Here is a 17,755-nt window from a genome sequence, read left to right as displayed (position 1 = left end):
TCGTACAGATCCCGTTGCCGTCTGCCCGTGCCCGTGCTCGCGCTCAGACATGGTCCCCGTTCCTACGGAGCGGCAATCTCCCCTTTGCGCCGCCCCAGAGCGAGGATCATCCCCTCGTGTCCCGGCCGCACCACGTGGTGCAGGTCGTGGATCTCCAGCTCGGCGGTGAACGGCTCCAGGCTCTCCCGGGCCCGGGCCTCGTTGACCCGGTAGGCCGGGTACCGGTGTTCACCCACCCGGTAGCCGACCGACTCCTTCATGAACGCCACCGCGAACGGGGCCCGGTCGCCGAGCGCGTTCATGAAGCACCGTACGCCCCGCTGGAACTCCTCGGGGCACTCGGACATCGAGTCGGCGACGAAGAACATCGTCCCGATGTCCCAGCGCCGGCGTCCGTCGAGGTCGAAGAGGTTGGCCCGCTCCACCCGGGTGATCTCGCTGAGCCGGCCCCTCGGTTCGACGTCGCGGTAGGCCGGCGCCTCGCGCAGCACCTCCCAGAAGGCGTCCCATTCGGTGCCGAAGCCCTCGGGGGCGATCTGCCGCTCCAGGTACTCGATGTTCGGGGGGGCGTACTCCAGCAGGAGGACCTTCTCGCACCAGGGCAGCATGGACAGCGCGGGATACAGGTTCGCTCCGGCCCCTACGTCCACGCCCCGCGCCGAGCCCGGGGCGGATCCGGCGAAGCAGCGGCTGAAGTGGTCGCGCAGCAGCCGGACGATCTGGAGATCGGCTTCGAGCGGGGTCCGGTAGTTGTTGTCGACGTACACCTCTGGATCGAACTTCGACCACGGTGCGTCAGCGTTGCGATCCATAGTCACCCTGCCGCGTCCCATTCGTTTGCGAGCCGATCCGTGTGCGCGAGCCCCTTGGACACCGGCAGATGAGCGGCAGACGTCGTTCCCCGCACGGTAGGCCAGAAACACGTCGGTCCCCCCGCGCAGGCCGCGCCCGGTGCACCCCGGCGCACGTCAGCACAGCCGGGCGCACACCCTAACTCGCCCTTGCAGAAAGGAACTTGGAGACCCCACTGTGGCAGAACGAGCAGCCGGCCGCCACACCGATGCCTCAGCCCTTCGAGTGAGCGCACCGGCTCCCGTCGGATTGACGTCCGCAGGTCCTCACTGGGGGGTGGCATGACCGCCGAACCGCTGGAACGTTTCCTTGACCGCCACGAGCAGCTCACCGCACCCGTGCCCTTCCCGGGCCCCCTCGTCCTGCGCCCCGCGCACGAGAGCGACCTGCCCGAACTGCAGAGGCTGGACGAGGAGGTCTTCCAGGAGGTCGCCTACCCCGGTTTCCTGCTGCGCCAGCTCTACGACATGTACGCGGAGCACTTCCTCGTCCTCGACGACGGCACGGGCCGGCTGCGCGGCTACGTCCTGGCCGCCACCACGGCACTGGGCCGCGACAGCTGGATCCTCGGCCTGTGCGTGACCCATGACCGGCGCCGCCACGGACTGGGCCGGGAACTGATGGAGGAGGTCCTCGAGCGGCTGCGCCGCAGCGGCATCCAGCGGGTCCGGCTCACCGTCGAGCCCTCCAACCGGGCCGCGATCCTCCTCTACCGCTCCCTGGGCTTTTGCCCCGAGGAACCCGACGCCGGCCTGCGCCCGGACTACTTCGGCCCCGGCATGGACCGCCAGGTGCTGCGCCTGCACCTCACCCCGGGCCGCTGAAGACCAGGCTCCTTCCGGGTCAGCGCGACGGCGGCACGAAGTCGCGCACGTACCGAGCCTGCCAAGGCGTCTCCACCGCGTGCCGGTCGTAGTGCTCCCGGACATAGGCGACCGCCTCCTCGGGTGGTACGCCGTCCAGTACGGCCAGGCAGGCCAGTGCCGTGCCGGTGCGGCCCCGGCCGCCCGCGCAGGCGAACTCCACGCGCTCGGTGGCCGTGCGCCGCCAGCCCCGCGCGAACTGCTCGCGGGCCGCCGCACGGTCCGCGGGGAGGCGGAAGTCGGGCCAGCGCAGCCAGTGCGACTCCCAGGGGAACTCGGGCGGCGGCTTGCCCAGGAGGTAGACGCCGTAGGTCGGGGCGGGTGCCGCCGGGTCGAGGGGGCGGCTGAGGCCCCTGCCCCGCACCAGCCGGCCCGACGGGAGCCGGAGGACGCCGGGGGCGTCTTCGTCCCAGCGGGGCTCGGACCGCTCACTCATGGGCGTGGCGCTCCCTTCCTCCGTGTCCCGGTGCGGCGCGGCGACTATACAAGGCAGGTGTCGTCGCCCACCGCCCCTCCCGGGAGTCCGCATGACCTTCCCCGCGCCGCTGACCGGTGTCGTGCCGCCCGTGTGCACTCCGCTGACCCCGGAGCGCGAGGTGGACGTGGACTCGTTGCTGCGGCTGGTGGACCACCTGGTGGCGGGTGGGGTGCACGGACTGTTCGTGCTCGGTTCGACCTCGGAGGCGGCGTTCCTGACGGACCGGCAGCGCCGTCAGGTGGTGGAGGCCGTCGTCGGCCATGCGGGCGGGAGCCTGCCGGTGCTGGCCGGGGCCATCGACATGACCACCGCCCGGGTCCTCGACCACGTGAGCGCGGTCGCGGCGGCCGGGGCGCAGGCCGTCGTCGTCACCGCCCCCTTCTACGCCCGCGCCGCCCATCCGGCGGAGATCGCCCGCCACTACCGGTGTGTCGCCGCCGCCAGCCCGGTCCCGGTGCTCGCCTACGACATCCCCGTCTCGGTGCCCGGCAGGCTGCCCGCCGCGCTGGTCCTGGAGCTGGCCGCCGAGGGGGTGCTGGCCGGGCTGAAGGACTCCAGCGGGGAGCTGGGCGGCTTCCGGGAAGTGGTGACCGGGGTGCGGGAGGCGTCCGGCACCGCCGGGTTCAGCGTGCTCACCGGGTCCGAGCAACTGGTCGACGCGGCGCTCGCGCTGGGCGCCGACGGCGCGGTGCCGGGCCTCGCCAACGTCGACCCGCACGGCTTCGTCCGGCTCTACCGTCTGGCGCGCGCCGGTGACTGGGAGGGCGCGCGGACCGAGCAGGAGCGGCTGTGCGCGCTGTTCGGGCTGACGCGCGCCGGGGACCCGGCCCGGATGGGACCGGGCTCCTCCGCGCTGGGCGCGTTCAAGGCGGCCCTGCACCTGCGCGGCGTCATCGACTGCCCGGCCACCGCCGAACCCCAGGTCCCGCTGACGGCAGCGGAGGTGGACCGGGTGCGCGCGCACCTCGCCGCAGCAGGGCTGCTGTAGTCACCGGCTCACGGCCGTCCGGCCCCCTCGCGCCCCCGTCGTGCGGTCACGACGGTGTCCTCGCCGCCGCCAGCAGGCGGGTCACGTCGTCCGTGGGGATGGTCAGCGCCGCGCCCACCGTGGCGAGGGCGTCGTGTTCGGCGGGGGTGTAGGGGCCGTCGGCCAGGGCGACGCGGGCGGCCTGGAGGAGGATCGACTCGCGGCCGGCCGGGGCCAGGTGCGGGGCCAGCGGGTCGAGCGCCTCGTGCAGCTCTATGGTCAGCCCGGGGGCGCACGGCTGGTCCTCGTACACCCGGCCGGTGTCCGCGGCCAGCGCCTCGACCAGGGCGGCCAGCTGTTCCTCGGTGCAGTCGGCGAGCCCGGCGGCCCGGACGGCACCGGCGGCCGTCTCCAGGGCCGTGCGCGAGGACGCGCCGCCCGCGGAGAGCACCGCTAGGGCGACGGTGTGGACGGCGTCGCGGAGCATCGCGGAGAAGCGGGACGTGGTCGGATGGTCCAGGGCCTCGGTGCCGAAGTGGCCGGTGCAGGCGGCGCACTCCACGACCGGCCCGGCGGCGCCGCGCGGCAGCAGCGGCACCCCGAGGACGGTGAAGCGGCGCCGGCCGCTCAGCCGCTGGTAGTTGCGGTCGCCTCCGCAGCCGGGGCAGAAGAACTCGCCGTCTCCGACGGGTGTCCAGGCGGTCCGGGTGCCCAGTATGCGGGCAAGCCTGGCGGCACGGCCGTTTCGTCCCCGTACTGGCAGCACGTCGCACCTCCGTAACCACGCGGCAACATCGCCGCGTGGGCGTGATGTTAGCCACATCGGTGAGGCTGAGTTAGTACCCCGGACGAGACCTTTCCGTGACCTGGCCGGTAAACGACGGCCACGACGAGGGGCCCCGGCCGCCCCAGCAGGCGGTCGGGGCCCGGAAAACGCCGGTCAGGGTGGTCAGCGTGCGGCGCGGTTGACGGCCGAGACGACCGCCTTCAGCGACGCACGTGTCGTGTTCGCATCGATCCCGATGCCCCACATGACCTTGTCCTCGATCGCGCATTCGATGTAGGAGGCGGCCTGTGCGGAGGCGCCCTCGCTCATCGTGTGCTCCTGGTAGTCCAGCAGGCGTACGTCGACGCCGATGGCCTGGAGGGCGTCGAAGAACGCGGAGATCGGGCCGTTGCCGGACCCGGTCAGGACCGTGTCCGCGCCGTCGACGGTGGCCTCGACGGTGAGCGTGTCCACGCCGTCGGTGTCGGTGGTCGACTGGCCCGTCCTGACCTGGATACGGCCCCAGGCGTTGTCCGGGTTGGGCAGGTACTCGTCCTGGAAGGTCGCCCAGATCTCGCCCGGCGTGACCTCGCCGCCCTCGGCGTCCGTCTTCGCCTGGATGATCTTCGAGAACTCGATCTGCATCCGGCGGGGCAGGTCCAGCTTGTGGTCGTTCTTCAGGACGTAGGCGATGCCGCCCTTGCCGGACTGCGAGTTGACGCGGATGACCGCCTCGTAGGAGCGGCCGACGTCCTTCGGGTCGATCGGCAGGTACGGCACCGCCCACTCGATGTCGTCGACCGTGACGCCCTTGGCCTTCGCGTCGGCCTCCATGGCGTCGAAGCCCTTCTTGATGGCGTCCTGGTGGGAGCCGGAGAAGGACGTGTAGACCAGGTCGCCCACGTACGGGTGGCGCGGGTGGACCTCCATCTGGTTGCAGTACTCCCACGTGCGACGGATCTCGTCGATGCCGGAGAAGTCGATCTGCGGGTCGACGCCCTGGGAGAACAGGTTCATGCCCAGGGTGACCAGGTCGACGTTGCCGGTGCGCTCGCCCTGCCCGAACAGGCAGCCCTCGACGCGGTCGGCGCCGGCCATGACGGCCAGCTCGGCCGCCGCCACCGCCGTGCCGCGGTCGTTGTGCGGGTGGACGGACAGGCAGACGTACTCGCGGCGGGACAGGTTGCGGTGCATCCACTCGAAGCGGTCCGCATGCGTGGACGGCGCCGAACGCTCCACGGTGGCGGGCAGGTTGAGGATGATCTCGCGGCCCGGACCCGGCTGGTAGACGTCCATGACCGCCTCGCAGACCTCCAGCGCGAAGTCCAGCTCGGTGTCGGTGAAGATCTCGGGGCTGTACTGGTAGCCGAACTCCGTCTCGGGGCCCAGCAGCTTCTCGGCGTACTCCATCACCAGGCGGGTGCCGTCGACGGCGATCTGCTTGATGTCGTCCCTGGAGCCGCGGAAGACGACCCGGCGGAAGACCGGCGCGGTCGCGTTGTACAGGTGGACGGTGGCCCGCCGGGCGCCCTTCAGGGACTCCACGGTCCGCTCGATCAGGTCCTCGCGGGCCTGGGTCAGTACGGAGATCGTGACGTCGTCCGGGATCGCGCCCTCCTCCTCGATGATGGAGCGCACGAAGTCGAAGTCGGTCTGGCCGGAGGCCGGGAAGCCGACCTCGATCTCCTTGTAGCCCATCTTGACCAGCAGGTCGAACATGGCGCGCTTGCGCGCGGGCGACATCGGGTCGATCAGGGCCTGGTTGCCGTCACGCAGGTCGGTGGAGAGCCAGCGGGGGGCGGCGGTGATCCGCTGCTCGGGCCACGTGCGGTCGGGGATGTCGACCTGCTCGTACTGGCCGTACTTGTGGATCGGCATGGAACTGGACTGCTGGCGGTTGACCATGGTGGCGTGGGCTCCTCAGGAGTTCCGCGGTGACGCGGGTGCCGGGATGACGGCCGACGGCGCAACGCCAGACTCCGCGGGGAGGGGGTCGGCCTACGACTACAGGCCCTCGCCGCGGCAGCTAAGGAGAAGCAGCCCGAAACGCATGGTGCTGTGCAGCCTAGCCGAGCCGCGCCGGATGCGCGGACCTGGTCCAGTATGCGAAACGGGGACCCGGAAAAGGGGCGAAGGGGATAAAAAGTGCGCGATGTCACTCCCCGCAGCCACCCCTACCCTTCGCGATCGCCGCGTGAACCCCTTGCCCTGATTTTTCACCAATCAAGGTTGCAGGTAGTGACTTTGACATCACGCAGTGCGATGGTCGACCTATGACCACTCACGGGGGCCCCGAGCCCGTCCGCAAGCCTGTCCCCAAGCCCGCCTTCTGCACCTTCGTGCCACCCCACGTCCTGGACCGCCTCGCGCGCAGCGACGACCCGGCGCTCTCCGAGCCGGCCCGCCGCAGCCTGCAGCGCGACGCCATGGAGCGCACCCGCCGCCGCCTGACCACCGTCATCGGCGCACCCGCCGTCGCCCCGCCCGCCGGCAAGCAGGCCGAGCAGCCGCACCGCACCGTCTACGACGCCCGTCACGGCACCGACCTGCCCGGCACCAAGGTCCGCGGCGAGGGCCAGCAGCCCGGCAAGGACGCCACGGTCAACCGCGCCTACTCCGGCCTCGGCGCCACCTTCGAGCTGTACCTGAAGGCGTACGGCCGCGACTCCATCGACGGCAGCGGCCTCCCGCTGAACGCGAGCGTGCACTACGACGAGAAGTACAACAACGCCTTCTGGAACGGCGAACAGATGGTGTTCGGCGACGGCGACGGCGAGATCTTCCTCGACTTCACCATCCCGGTCGACGTCATCGGCCACGAACTGACCCACGGCGTCACCCAGCACACCGCCAACCTCGCCTACTTCGGCCAGTCCGGCGCGCTCAACGAGTCGGTCTCCGATGTCTTCGGCTCGCTGATCAAGCAGTACACGCTCGGTCAGACCGCCGCCGACGCCGACTGGCTGATCGGCGCGGGCCTGCTCGCCCCGCACGTGCAGGGCGTCGCGCTGCGCTCGATGAAGGCGCCCGGCACGGCGTACGACGACGACCGGCTCGGCAAGGACCCCCAGCCCGCCACCATGGACGACTACGTCCACACCGGCAGCGACAACGGCGGCGTGCACATCAACTCCGGCATCCCCAACCACGCCTTCTACCTGGCCGCCACCGCGCTCGGCGGCCACGCCTGGGAGAAGGCCGGGCAGGTCTGGTACGACGTGCTGACCGGCGGAAAGCTCAAGGAGGACGCGGACTTCGCGGCCTTCGCCACCCTCACCGTGCAGGCCGCGCGCGAGCGGTTCGGCGCGGGCGACGCGCTGCAAGCCGTGCAGAAGGCCTGGTCGCAGGTGGGGGTGCGGACACTCTGATTCCGTACTAGACACGTCCCATGCGTATTTCAGTGCGGCGCACGGGTGGATTCGCGGGCATCGAGCGGCAGGCCGAGGTGGACACGACGGATCTGCCCGATGCCCCCGAGTGGCACGCCCTGGCCGAGAAGGCCCTCACCGCCGGCCGGAGCAGCGCACCGGCCGGGGTGCCCGACGGGTTCCACTACGAGATCACGGTCGACGGCAGGACGGTCCACGCCGCCGACCCGCGCCTGACCGAGGACCAGCGCGCGCTGATCTCCCGGGTGCTCAAGGAAGGCGCGTGAGCGCGCACACGTGAACGCCTGGACCCTGAGCACCCGAACGCCTGAAGGCCCCTGAACGCCTTTCGACGCACGGGCGTTGACTTCTGTTACCGCCGGTACGGATGATCCGAGCATGGCGACCGACGCAGGCACCTCAGGCACGTCAGCCGGGGCGGTCCCCCGGTTCCCGGACGGCTTCCTGTGGGGCGTGTCCACCTCGGCACACCAGATCGAGGGCGCGGCCGGCGAGCGCGAGCCGTCCGTGTGGGACGCGTTCACCGGCGAGCCCGGCCGGATCAAGGACGGCTCGACGGCGGCGGTGGCCTGCGACCACTACCACCGCCACACCGAGGACGTCGCCCTGCTGGCCGGACTCGGCGTGGGCGCCTACCGCTTCTCCGTCTCCTGGCCCCGCGTGAACTCCCCCGGCGGCCTCGGCTTCTACGACCGGCTCGTCGACGAGCTGTGCGCGGCCGGCGTCCGCCCCGTCCCCACCCTCTTCCACTGGGACCTGCCGGCCCGCCTCGACTGGCTCCAGCGGGACACGGCGCAGCGGTTCGCGGAGTACGTGTCGGTGGTGGCGGAGCGGCTGGGCGACCGCGTCACCAAGTGGATCACCCTCAACGAGCCCGCCGAACACACCCTGCTGGGCCACGCGCTGGGCGTGCACGCCCCCGGCAAGCGGCTGCTGTTCGACGCGCTGCCCGTCGCCCACCACCAGCTCCTCGCCCACGGTCTCGCCGTACAGGCGCTGCGCGCGGCGGGGGCCACCGACATCGGCATCGCCAACTCCCACGGCCCCACCTGGCCGGCGTCGCGGGAGACGGCGGACGTGGAGGCGGCTGACTTCTACGACCTGCTGCTCAACCGCCTGTTCGCCGACCCGCTGCTGCTGGGCCGGTACCCGGAGGGGATCGGCGAGCTGATGCCGGGCGATGTCGAGGCCGACCTCAAGGTGATCGCCCAGCCGCTGGACTGGTACGGGATCAACTACTACGCACCGGCCCTGGTGGGCGCCCCGCAGGGCACCGACGCGGAGTTCGGCGGGGTCACGCTCCCCGCCGAACTGCCCTTCAGCGTGCGGGAGATCGAGGGCCGCCCGGTCACCGACTTCGGCTGGCCGGTGGTCCCCGAGGGGCTGACCGACCTGCTGACCGGCTTCCGTTCCCGCTACGGCGACCGCCTCCCCCCGGTCGTCATCACCGAGAACGGCTGCGCCTACGACGGCCTCGACGACCAGGACCGCATCGCCTATCTGGACGGCCACCTCAGGGCCCTGCACCGCGCGCTGACAGCGGGCGTGGACGTCCGCGGCTACTTCGTGTGGTCCCTCCTGGACAACTGGGAATGGGCCGAGGGCTACGCCCGCCGCTTCGGCCTGGTCCACGTCGACTACGAAACGCAGCGGCGCACCCCGAAGGCGTCGTACACCTGGTTCCGGGACGTACTGCGGACCCAGAGGTGACCCGACGCCCCGAGCGCGCCGCCAGGACGTCAGGACCGGCCGTGCCCGGCGGGGCGGACGCGCTCGGTGGGGCGGACGCGCTCGGGGAGCCGGTCGAGGGGGTCGGACGGGGGTGGACCGCCGCGCTCTCGCTCGCCAACGGTGCCGTCTGGGTGGGGTGGTACGGGCCGTTGCAGATCCTGCTCGCCGCTCAGGCGGGGGACTTCGCGGCGGGCACCGGCATGTCCAAGGAGTCCCTGCTGGCCTGGGTGACGGGCGCGGGCGCGGTGGTGTCGCTGGTGGCGAACCCGTTCTTCGGCGCGCTGTCCGACCGGACGACGGCACGCCGGGGCCGCCGCTCCCCGTGGATCGTGACCGGGGCGGCGGGCGGCGCGCTGTCGCTGCTGCTGCTCGCGGGCGCGGGCACGGTCGCGGTCATGGCGGTCGGCTGGTGCCTGGTCCAGCTGACGCTGAACGCGGCCTTCGCGGCGCTGACGGCGGCGGTGCCGGACCGGGTGCCGCGCGCGCAGCGCGGGTCGGTGGGCGGCTGGCTGGGGGCGGCGCAGATCCTCGGCGTGGTCGGCGGGACGGGCCTGGCGACGCTCGCGGGCGGCACCGGGGCCGGATACGCGGCGTGCGCGGTGTTCACCCTGGCGGGCGTGTTGCCGTACGTCCTCCTCCACCGCGACCTGCGGCTCGCGCCGGCAAACCGTCCGCCCTGGTCCGCGCGCGCCTTCCTCGGTGGCTTCCTGCTGAGCCCGCGCCGGCACCCGGACCTGGCCTGGGCCTGGCTGACCCGGTTCCTGATCAACCTCAGCAACTCCCTGGTGCTGCTCTATCTCCTCTACTACCTGCGCGACCGCATCGGGTACGCCGATCCCGAGCGGGGCGTGCTCGTCCTCACGGCGGTGAACGGGGTGACCCTGCTCGCCACCGTCGTGGCCGCAGGCGTGTGGTCGGACCGGGTGGGCCGCCGCAAACCGTTCGTGGTCTGGTCCGGTGTGCTGATGGCGGTGGCCACGGCCGCCCTGTCGGTGTGGCAGACCTGGCCGGGCGCGATCGCCGCGGCGGCGGTCCTCGGCGTCGGCTTCGGCGTCTTCACGTCGGTCGACTTCGCCCTGATGACCGACGTGCTGCCCAGGGCCCTGGACCGCGGCAAGGACCTCGGCGTCATCAACGTCGCCAACGCCCTCCCCCAGGTCGCGGCCCCGGCGATGGCGGCGCCGATCGTGACGTACCTCGGCGGCTACCGCGTGCTCTACCTGGTCGCGGGCGTGATCGGGCTGGCCGGGGCGGTGCTGGTGGGCCGGGTCCGGGGCGTGGACTGAGGCCCGGCCGCCCGCCGTCGCCGCGGGGCGGGCCCCGGGGCGACCGGGGCGGGGCGGCGGGGCCGCCGGGGCGGGGCGGCGCCGAAAAGCCCTACGGCGTTGTCACCGCACCGTCGTACCCTGGGAAGCGCGAGGCCGCCCTCAGCTGTGCGGCCGTGACGAGGAGGAATCGCAGGCGTCGAGCGCCGGCCCATGACTCAGACACCCGCAGCCAAAACCCCCGCGCAGGGGCAGGCGAGAGCACAGTTCACCGTCCCCGCCCAGCACCCCATGGTGACCGTGCTGGGTTCCGGCGACTCCCTCCTGCGCGTGATCGAGAAGGCCTTCCCGGGGGCCGACATCCACGTCCGGGGCAACGAGATCAGCGCGGTCGGCGACCCGTCGGACGTCGCCCTGATACAGCGCGTGTTCGACGAGATGATGCTGGTGCTCCGCACCGGGCAGCCGATGACGGAGGACGCAGTGGAACGCTCGATCGCCATGCTCAAGGCGAGCGAGAACGGGGAGAGCGACGGCCAGGAGACCCCGGCCGAGGTGCTGACGCAGAACATCCTGTCCTCGCGTGGCCGCACCATCCGCCCCAAGACGCTCAACCAGAAGCGGTACGTCGACGCGATCGACAAGCACACGATCGTCTTCGGCATCGGCCCCGCCGGTACCGGCAAGACGTACCTGGCCATGGCCAAGGCGGTACAGGCCCTGCAGTCCAAGCAGGTCAACCGCATCATCCTGACCCGCCCCGCGGTCGAGGCCGGCGAGCGCCTCGGCTTCCTGCCGGGCACGCTCTACGAGAAGATCGACCCCTACCTGCGCCCGCTGTACGACGCGCTGCACGACATGCTCGACCCGGACTCGATCCCGCGGCTCATGGCGGCGGGAACCATCGAGGTGGCGCCGCTGGCCTACATGAGGGGCAGAGCGCAACCAACCTTCACCAACGTCCTGACCCCGGACGGCTGGCGGCCAATGGGAGACCTTCAAGTCGGCGACCTGGTCATCGGCTCCAATGGCGAGCCGACTCCGGTCCTCGGCGTCTACCCGCAGGGCGAAAAAGACATCTACCGCGTCACGGCCCAGGACGGCTCCTGGACCCTGTGCTGTGGCGAGCACCTCTGGACCGTGCGTACGGCCTCCGACAAGCGCCGGAACAAGCCATGGCGGGTTCTGGAGACGCAGGAGATGATCGGCAACCTGCGCGCAGCGCACGCCCGCCGCTACGAGCTGCCGATGCTCACTGCTCCGGCGTGCCTCCCGCAGCGCGAGGTCCCGATGGACCCGTACGCGCTCGGGTTGCTCCTCGGCGACGGCTGCCTGACCGGTTCCACCACACCCTCGTTCGCAACGGAGGACCCCGAGCTGGCAGCGGCGCTGGAGGCGGCCCTTCCGGGAATGTCGGTACGGCATCGTGGTGGACCGGACTACGTCCTCAATCGGATCAAGGCTCCGGGGGACGTGATCACCCTGGAAAATCCAGTCACGGGCGTTCTGCGCAAGCTGGACCTACTGCGCACCCGCTCGCACACCAAGTTCGTCCCCGACGACTACCTGTACAACTCGGCCGACGTACGGCTGGCCGTTCTCCAGGGGCTGCTCGACTCGGACGGCGGTCCGGTCACCCAGAGGAACCGCACCTGCCGGATTCAGTACACGACGACATCCATCCTGCTCCGCGACGACGTGGTCTCTCTCGTGCGGTCTCTGGGCGGTGTCGCATACAGCCGTCGTAGGGCCGCTGAGGGTCGCAAGCCGGGCCGGGCCAAGGAACGGGAGGTCGCGAACCGGCGTGACGCCCACATCGTCGACATCCGCCTCCCCGAAGGCATCGAGCCCTTCCGCCTGGCCCGCAAGCGCGACACGTACCACGCGGAGGGGGGCGGCGGGCGCCCGATGCGGTTCATCGACAGCATCGAGCCCGCGGGCCGCGAGGAATGCGTCTGCATCCAGGTGGCGGCCGAGGACTCCCTGTACGTCACGCAGGACTACCTGCTGACGCACAACACCCTGAACGACGCGTTCATCATCCTGGACGAGGCGCAGAACACCAGCCCCGAGCAGATGAAGATGTTCCTCACCCGGCTCGGCTTCGACTCGAAGATCGTCATCACGGGTGACGTCACCCAGGTGGACCTGCCGAGCGGCACCAAGTCGGGTCTGCGGCAGGTGCAGGACATCCTGGAGGGCGTCGAGGACGTCCACTTCTCCCGGCTCTCGTCGCAGGACGTCGTACGGCACAAGCTGGTGGGCCGTATCGTCGACGCGTACGAGAAGTACGACAGCACGCACGGCACCGAGAACGGCGGCGTGCCCAAGGGCGGCGGCCGGTCCAGGACCGCCGGTCACGGGCACGGGCACAAGGGGAAGTAGACCAGCACGACCATGTCGATCGACGTCAACAACGAGTCCGGAACCGAGGTCGACGAGCAGGCGATCCTCGACATCGCCCGCTACGCACTCGCGCGGATGCGCATCCACCCGCTCTCCGAACTGTCGGTGATCGTCGTGGACGCCGACGCCATGGAGCAGCTGCACATCCAGTGGATGGACCTGCCGGGGCCGACGGATGTCATGTCCTTCCCGATGGACGAGCTGCGTCCGCCGGGCAAGGACGACGACGAGCCCCCGCAGGGTCTGCTCGGCGACATCGTGCTGTGCCCGGAGGTCGCCGCCAGGCAGGGCGCCGAGGCTCAGACGCGGCACTCCATGGACGAGGAGCTCCAGCTGCTCACCGTCCACGGCGTGCTGCACCTGCTCGGCTACGACCACGAGGAGCCCGACGAGAAGGCCGAGATGTTCGGTCTCCAGGCGGCGATCGTGGACGGCTGGCGTGCGGAGCGGGGCCTTCAGGGCCCGTCCCCGGCGCCGACCGTCTCGTAACCGGCGATGAGTCCGCAGATCGTCGTCGGCGCGGTCGCCCTGGTCGTCGTCGCCTGGCTCGCCGCCTGCGCGGAGGCGGGCCTCGCGCGCGTCTCCGGCTTCCGCGCCGAGGAGGCCGTGAAGTCCGGCCGCCGGGGCGGCGCCAAGCTGGCCCAGGTCGCCGCCGACCCGACCCGCTATCTGAACGTGGCCCTGCTGGTCCGCGTCGCCTGCGAGATGGCGGCGGCCTCGCTGGTCACCTACGCCTGCCTGGAGTCGTTCTCCGGCACGGCCGAGGCCCTGGTGGTCGCCATCGCGGTCATGGTCCTCGTGTCGTACGTCGCCGTCGGCGTCTCCCCACGCACCATCGGCCGCCAGCACCCGCTGAACACGGCCACCGTGGCGGCGTACGTGCTGGTGCCGCTCGCCCGGATCATGGGCCCGATCCCCTCGCTGCTGATCCTCATCGGCAACGCGCTCACCCCGGGCAAGGGCTTCAGGCGCGGCCCGTTCGCCTCGGAGGCCGAGCTGCGCGCGCTGGTCGACCTGGCCGAGCGGGAGTCGCTGATCGAGGACGACGAGCGCCGGATGGTGCACTCGGTCTTCGAACTCGGGGACACGCTGGTGCGGGAGGTCATGGTGCCGCGCACCGACCTCGTCGTCATCGAGCGGTACAAGACCATCCGCCAGGCCCTCACGCTGGCGCTGCGCTCCGGTTTCTCGCGGATCCCGGTCACCGGGGAGAACGAGGACGACGTCGTCGGCATCGTGTACCTGAAGGACCTGGTGCGGCGCACGCACATCAGCCGGGACGCGGAGAGCGACCTGGTGTCCACGGCGATGCGCTCGGCCGTCTTCGTGCCGGACACGAAGAACGCCGGTGACCTGCTGCGCGAGATGCAGAAGGAACGCAACCACGTCGCGGTCGTCATCGACGAGTACGGCGGCACGGCCGGGATCGTCACCATCGAGGACATCCTGGAGGAGATCGTCGGCGAGATCACCGACGAGTACGACCGTGAGCTGCCCCCGGTGGAGGACCTGGGCGAGGGCCGCCACCGGGTCACCGCCCGCCTCGACATCACCGACCTGGGCGAGCTGTACGGCCTGGAGGAGTACGACGACGAGGACGTGGAGACGGTCGGCGGGCTGCTCGCCAAGGCGCTCGGCCGGGTCCCCATCGCCGGGGCCTCGGCTCTCGTCGAACTGCCCGACGGGCGGGCGCTGCGGCTGACCGCGGAGTCCGCCGCGGGCCGCCGGAACAAGATCGTGACGGTGCTGGTGGAGCCGGTGGAGCCGGCCGAGGAGGGTGAGGACCCCGAGTGACGCCCCAGGAGCTGCGCGCCCTGTGCCTGTCCTTCAACGCGGCCGTGGAGGACTTCCCCTTCAACCCGGAGACCTCCGTCTTCAAGGTCATGGGCAAGCTGTTCGCGCTGACGGCGCTGGACGCGCGGCCCCTGACCGTCAACCTCAAGTGCGACCCCGAGGACGCGGCCCGGCTGCGCGGGGAGCACCCGGGGCTGGTCGTCCCCGGCTGGCACATGAACAAGCGGCACTGGAACACGGTCACGGTCGACGGCGAGCTCCCGGACCGGCTGGTCCGGGAGCTGGTCGAGGACTCCTACGACCTGGTGGTGGCCGGGCTGCCGCGTGCCGAGCGGCTCCGCCTCGACCGCCCCTGAGGCGTCCGGGGCCATCGGGAGCCGCGCGGCCGCTCAGGCCGCCGGGCCCTCCGCGGCCTTCCGGCCGCGCAGGCCCAGTCCCACCAGCACCGCCGCCGCCAGCACGATCACCGCGTCCAGGGTGAGCACGGTGTGGACACCGGCGAGCAGGTCGTCGGAGGTGGTGGCCAGCACGCCCAGCAGCGGGATGCCGACCGTGATGCCGACCTGCTGGGTGGAGGTGACCAGTCCGGTGGCCAGGCCCTGCTCCGCGTCGGGGACGCCCGAGGTGACGGTCAGACCGTAGGAGATGATCGCGCCCAGGTGGCACATGCTGGCCAGCGAGACGGCGGCGGTGGCCAGCCACACCGACCACGTGTGGGCGTCGAGGCCGATCAGCGCGGCGATCAGCGCGCCCTGCCCGGCCAGCGAGCCGACCAGCGTGCGGCGGGCGCCGAAGCGGCCGATGACCTTCGCGGCGTACGAGCCGGCGACCGCAGACAGCACGCCCTGCACCCCGAAGACGAGGCCGGTCTCGAAGGCCGACAGGTGCAGGATCTCCTGGAGGTACAGGGTCAGGGCGAAGACCACCGTCGACATCATCGAGAAGGTGACCAGGCCGCCCACGTTGCCCCAGGCGACCGTGCGGCGGCGCAGCATGGGCAGCGAGACCAGCGGGGCGGCGGAGCGGGACTCCACGACCACGAACGCGGTCAGCAGGGCGAGGCCCGCGAGCAGGGTCGCGATGACGTCGGCGCGGCCGAAGCCGTGGTCGGCGGCGGTGGACAGGGCGTAGATCAGCGAGAGCAGACCGGTGGTGACGGCGATCGCGCCGGGCACGTCCAGGCGCTGGCGGTCCGGGGTGCGCGACTCGGGCAGGAGGCCGGGGGCGAGCGGCAGCACGATCAGCGCGAAGACGGTGAGCAGCGCCATGGTGGAGCGCCAGCCGAGGGCGTCGGTGAGGACGCCGCCGGCGACCATGCCGACGGTGAAGCCCAGCGAGAGCAGGGTGCCGGAGATACCGAGGGCGCGGTCGCGGGCCGGGCCCTCGGGGAAGGTCGTGGTCAGCAGGGACATGCCGGTCGGCACGATCGCCGCCGCGCCCAGCCCTTGCAGCGCCCGCCCGGCCAGGAAGGAGGCGGGGTCCCAGGCGAGGGTGGCCAGCAGCGAGGAGGCGCCGAACAGGGCCAGGCCGGCCAGGAACAGCCTGCGTCGGCCGAACAGGTCGCCGACCCGGCCGAACAGCAGCAGGAAGCCGCCGGAGGGGAGCGCGAACGCGGTGACCGCCCACTGGAGCGCGGACCGGCTCATGCCGAGGTCGGTGCCCAGGTCCGGCAGGGCCACGTTCAGGACGGAGAAGTCCAGGGCGACCATGAACTGGGCCGCGCACAGGACGAAGAGGACCAGCCTGTCGCGCGTCGAGAGCCGGGGGGCGTCGGGTGCCGCCCGGCCGGGCCCGGCGGCGGGGGCGGGTGGAGTGGTCGTGGGTGAGGTGGTCGTGGTGGTGTCGATCGCCATGGGCAAGAGCTTCGTGCGGCCGGAATACCCGTGGGGAGTCGGCACTTATGGTGGTGGTGGCACCACCAGACAGCGCGAGGGGGAGCGGTACGTGCCCGAGACGGACGTGTTCAAGAGTCAGCGGCGGCGCGAGCTGCGCGAGTTCCTGATGAGCAGGCGGGCCCGGGTGACACCGGCCCAGGCGGGGCTGCCCGACGGCGGCGCCCGGCGGCGCACGCCCGGGCTGCGGCGCGAGGAGGTCGCCGTGCTCGCCGGGGTGGGCGCCTCCTGGTACCAGTGGCTGGAGCAGGGCCGGGACATCTCCGTCTCCCCGCAGGTCCTCGACGCGGTGGCCCGGGTGCTCCGGCTCGGCAACGCCGAGCGCCGCCACCTGTACCTGCTCGCCGGGCTGAACCCGCCCGCGCCCGAAGTGGCCCCGGACAAGCGGGACATGTGCGAGGGGCTGCGGCGGCTGATCGACACCTGGATGCCGTATCCGGCGCACATCATGGACCTGTACTACAACTGCGTGATGTACAACGACGCCGCCGCCGTGGTGCTGGGCATGCGCCCGGACATCACGCAGAACTGCCTCGTCGACTTCTTCACCGATCCGCTGTACCGCTCCCGCTCGCAGAGCTGGGAGCGCAACGCGCGCACGGTCGTCGCGCAGTTCCGCGCCGCGTGCGCCGCCCGTCCCGGCGACGAGGGGTACCGGGCGGTCCTGGCCCAGGTGTCGGAGGCCAGCGAGGAGTTCACCGCGCTGTGGGAGGAACGGGACATCGAGGAGCCGGGGCAGGTCCGCAAGGAGCTGGAGCACCCGCTGGTGGGCCTGCTGTGCGTGGAGTCGACGGCGATGAAGGTACCGGCCCGGCCGGACCTGACAGTGGTGCTGCACACGCCGCTGGACGAGGCGAACACCGCCTCGAAACTGGAGTGGCTGGCCTCGCCCGAGGGGCGGCGCGGGACGATGTACCCGGTGGCGGGGTGAGCCGTACGGCCGCCGGTGCGGCTCCGTATGCTCGGATCATGACCGACAGCAACGCGCTCGACCCCGAGGACCGCAAGATCGTCACCCTGGCCCGTTCGGTACGGGCCCGCAACGGCGTGCCGGAGGGCGCGGCGGTACGGGACGAGACGGGCCGGACCTACGCCGCCGGTTCGGTGCACCTCGCCTCGCTGAAGCTGAGCGCCCTGCAGACGGCGGTGGCGATGGCGGTGGCGTCGGGGGCGACGTCGCTGGAGGCGGCGGCCGTGGTCAGCGAGGCGGAAGGGATCGCGCCCGAGGACCTGTCCGCCGTGGGCGACCTGGGCGGGGCCGGGACGCCGGTGCTGCTGGCCGGGCCCGACGGCGCCGTGCGGCTGACCCGGCCGGCGGGTCCGGCGCAGTAGCCGCGGGGCGCCCGCCCACG

The 17,755-nt window shown here is 71.8% G+C and carries 17 protein-coding genes; 12 read left to right on the top strand and 5 right to left on the bottom strand.

The annotated features are described in order from the left end of the window. Positions 1-62: 62 nt before the first annotated feature. Positions 63-812 carry an SCO2525 family SAM-dependent methyltransferase gene (locus ACFC02_RS09110; RefSeq protein ID WP_376354313.1) on the bottom strand — a complete coding sequence of 250 codons (750 nt, stop codon included), beginning with the start codon at positions 810-812 and terminating at the stop codon, positions 63-65. Positions 813-1,133: 321 nt separating this feature from the next. Here ACFC02_RS09110 and ACFC02_RS09105 point away from each other — a divergent pair, with 321 nt between their 5' ends. After that, entirely contained in the window at positions 1,134-1,676 is a 543-nt protein-coding gene (locus ACFC02_RS09105) for a GNAT family N-acetyltransferase (protein ID WP_376354310.1), read from the top strand. A 19-nt stretch (positions 1,677-1,695) separates the two neighbouring features. On the opposite strand, the gene ACFC02_RS09100 is transcribed toward ACFC02_RS09105, so the two are convergent. Continuing rightward, positions 1,696-2,151: a protein phosphatase gene (locus tag ACFC02_RS09100; RefSeq protein ID WP_376354307.1), complete on the bottom strand. Its 456-nt coding sequence runs from the start codon at positions 2,149-2,151 to the stop codon at positions 1,696-1,698. 91 nt (positions 2,152-2,242) lie between these two features. On the opposite strand from ACFC02_RS09100, the gene ACFC02_RS09095 reads away from it, so the two are divergent. Beyond that, on the top strand, positions 2,243-3,181 hold the full coding sequence (locus ACFC02_RS09095; RefSeq protein WP_376354305.1) for a dihydrodipicolinate synthase family protein: 939 nt from the start codon (positions 2,243-2,245) through the stop codon (positions 3,179-3,181). 46 nt (positions 3,182-3,227) lie between these two features. Here ACFC02_RS09095 and ACFC02_RS09090 read toward each other — a convergent pair whose 3' ends face one another. Further along, positions 3,228-3,926: a TerB family tellurite resistance protein gene (locus tag ACFC02_RS09090; RefSeq protein ID WP_376354302.1), complete on the bottom strand. Its 699-nt coding sequence runs from the start codon at positions 3,924-3,926 to the stop codon at positions 3,228-3,230. Between the two features lie 183 nt (positions 3,927-4,109). Further along, entirely contained in the window at positions 4,110-5,831 is a 1,722-nt protein-coding gene (gene leuA, locus ACFC02_RS09085; protein ID WP_376354300.1) for a 2-isopropylmalate synthase, read from the bottom strand. Positions 5,832-6,199: 368 nt separating this feature from the next. Here leuA and ACFC02_RS09080 point away from each other — a divergent pair, with 368 nt between their 5' ends. From ACFC02_RS09080 to ACFC02_RS09045, 8 genes are all read left to right on the top strand, one after another. Beyond that, positions 6,200-7,294 carry a M4 family metallopeptidase gene (locus tag ACFC02_RS09080; RefSeq protein ID WP_376354296.1) on the top strand — a complete coding sequence of 365 codons (1,095 nt, stop codon included), beginning with the start codon at positions 6,200-6,202 and terminating at the stop codon, positions 7,292-7,294. A 20-nt stretch (positions 7,295-7,314) separates the two neighbouring features. Beyond that, complete coding sequence (locus tag ACFC02_RS09075; protein WP_376354293.1) at positions 7,315-7,581, top strand: protealysin inhibitor emfourin; 267 nt, start codon at positions 7,315-7,317, stop codon at positions 7,579-7,581. A gap of 112 nt (positions 7,582-7,693) precedes the next feature. Continuing rightward, positions 7,694-9,025, top strand: coding sequence for a GH1 family beta-glucosidase (locus ACFC02_RS09070; RefSeq protein ID WP_376354290.1), 1,332 nt, complete (start codon positions 7,694-7,696; stop codon positions 9,023-9,025). A 41-nt stretch (positions 9,026-9,066) separates the two neighbouring features. Further along, on the top strand, positions 9,067-10,332 hold the full coding sequence (locus ACFC02_RS09065; protein WP_376354366.1) for an MFS transporter: 1,266 nt from the start codon (positions 9,067-9,069) through the stop codon (positions 10,330-10,332). Between the two features lie 192 nt (positions 10,333-10,524). After that, positions 10,525-12,696, top strand: coding sequence for a PhoH family protein (locus ACFC02_RS09060; RefSeq protein WP_376354287.1), 2,172 nt, complete (start codon positions 10,525-10,527; stop codon positions 12,694-12,696). Between the two features lie 12 nt (positions 12,697-12,708). Next, entirely contained in the window at positions 12,709-13,206 is a 498-nt protein-coding gene (gene ybeY, locus ACFC02_RS09055; protein ID WP_376354284.1) for an rRNA maturation RNase YbeY, read from the top strand. A 6-nt stretch (positions 13,207-13,212) separates the two neighbouring features. Next, positions 13,213-14,511, top strand: coding sequence for a hemolysin family protein (locus ACFC02_RS09050; protein WP_376354281.1), 1,299 nt, complete (start codon positions 13,213-13,215; stop codon positions 14,509-14,511). Then, on the top strand, positions 14,508-14,867 hold the full coding sequence (locus ACFC02_RS09045; RefSeq protein ID WP_376354278.1) for an MmcQ/YjbR family DNA-binding protein: 360 nt from the start codon (positions 14,508-14,510) through the stop codon (positions 14,865-14,867). Before ACFC02_RS09050 ends, ACFC02_RS09045 begins: the two co-directional genes overlap by 4 nt. Before the next feature lie 33 nt (positions 14,868-14,900). On the opposite strand, the gene ACFC02_RS09040 is transcribed toward ACFC02_RS09045, so the two are convergent. Further along, a complete protein-coding gene (locus ACFC02_RS09040; RefSeq protein WP_376354275.1) occupies positions 14,901-16,364 on the bottom strand; it encodes an MFS transporter in 1,464 nt (487 codons plus the stop codon). A gap of 148 nt (positions 16,365-16,512) precedes the next feature. Here ACFC02_RS09040 and ACFC02_RS09035 point away from each other — a divergent pair, with 148 nt between their 5' ends. Next, positions 16,513-17,334 carry a helix-turn-helix transcriptional regulator gene (locus ACFC02_RS09035; protein WP_376354362.1) on the top strand — a complete coding sequence of 274 codons (822 nt, stop codon included), beginning with the start codon at positions 16,513-16,515 and terminating at the stop codon, positions 17,332-17,334. Positions 17,335-17,372: 38 nt separating this feature from the next. Next, complete coding sequence (locus ACFC02_RS09030; RefSeq protein WP_376354272.1) at positions 17,373-17,735, top strand: cytidine deaminase; 363 nt, start codon at positions 17,373-17,375, stop codon at positions 17,733-17,735. Positions 17,736-17,755 lie beyond the last annotated feature (20 nt).

It is taken from the genome of Streptomyces sp. NPDC056160 (assembly GCF_042268205.1).
Classification (GTDB): Bacteria; Actinomycetota; Actinomycetes; order Streptomycetales; family Streptomycetaceae; genus Streptomyces.
The sequence above is the reverse complement of the archived record's forward strand: the minus strand, read 5'-3'. Positions and strand labels throughout refer to the sequence as shown.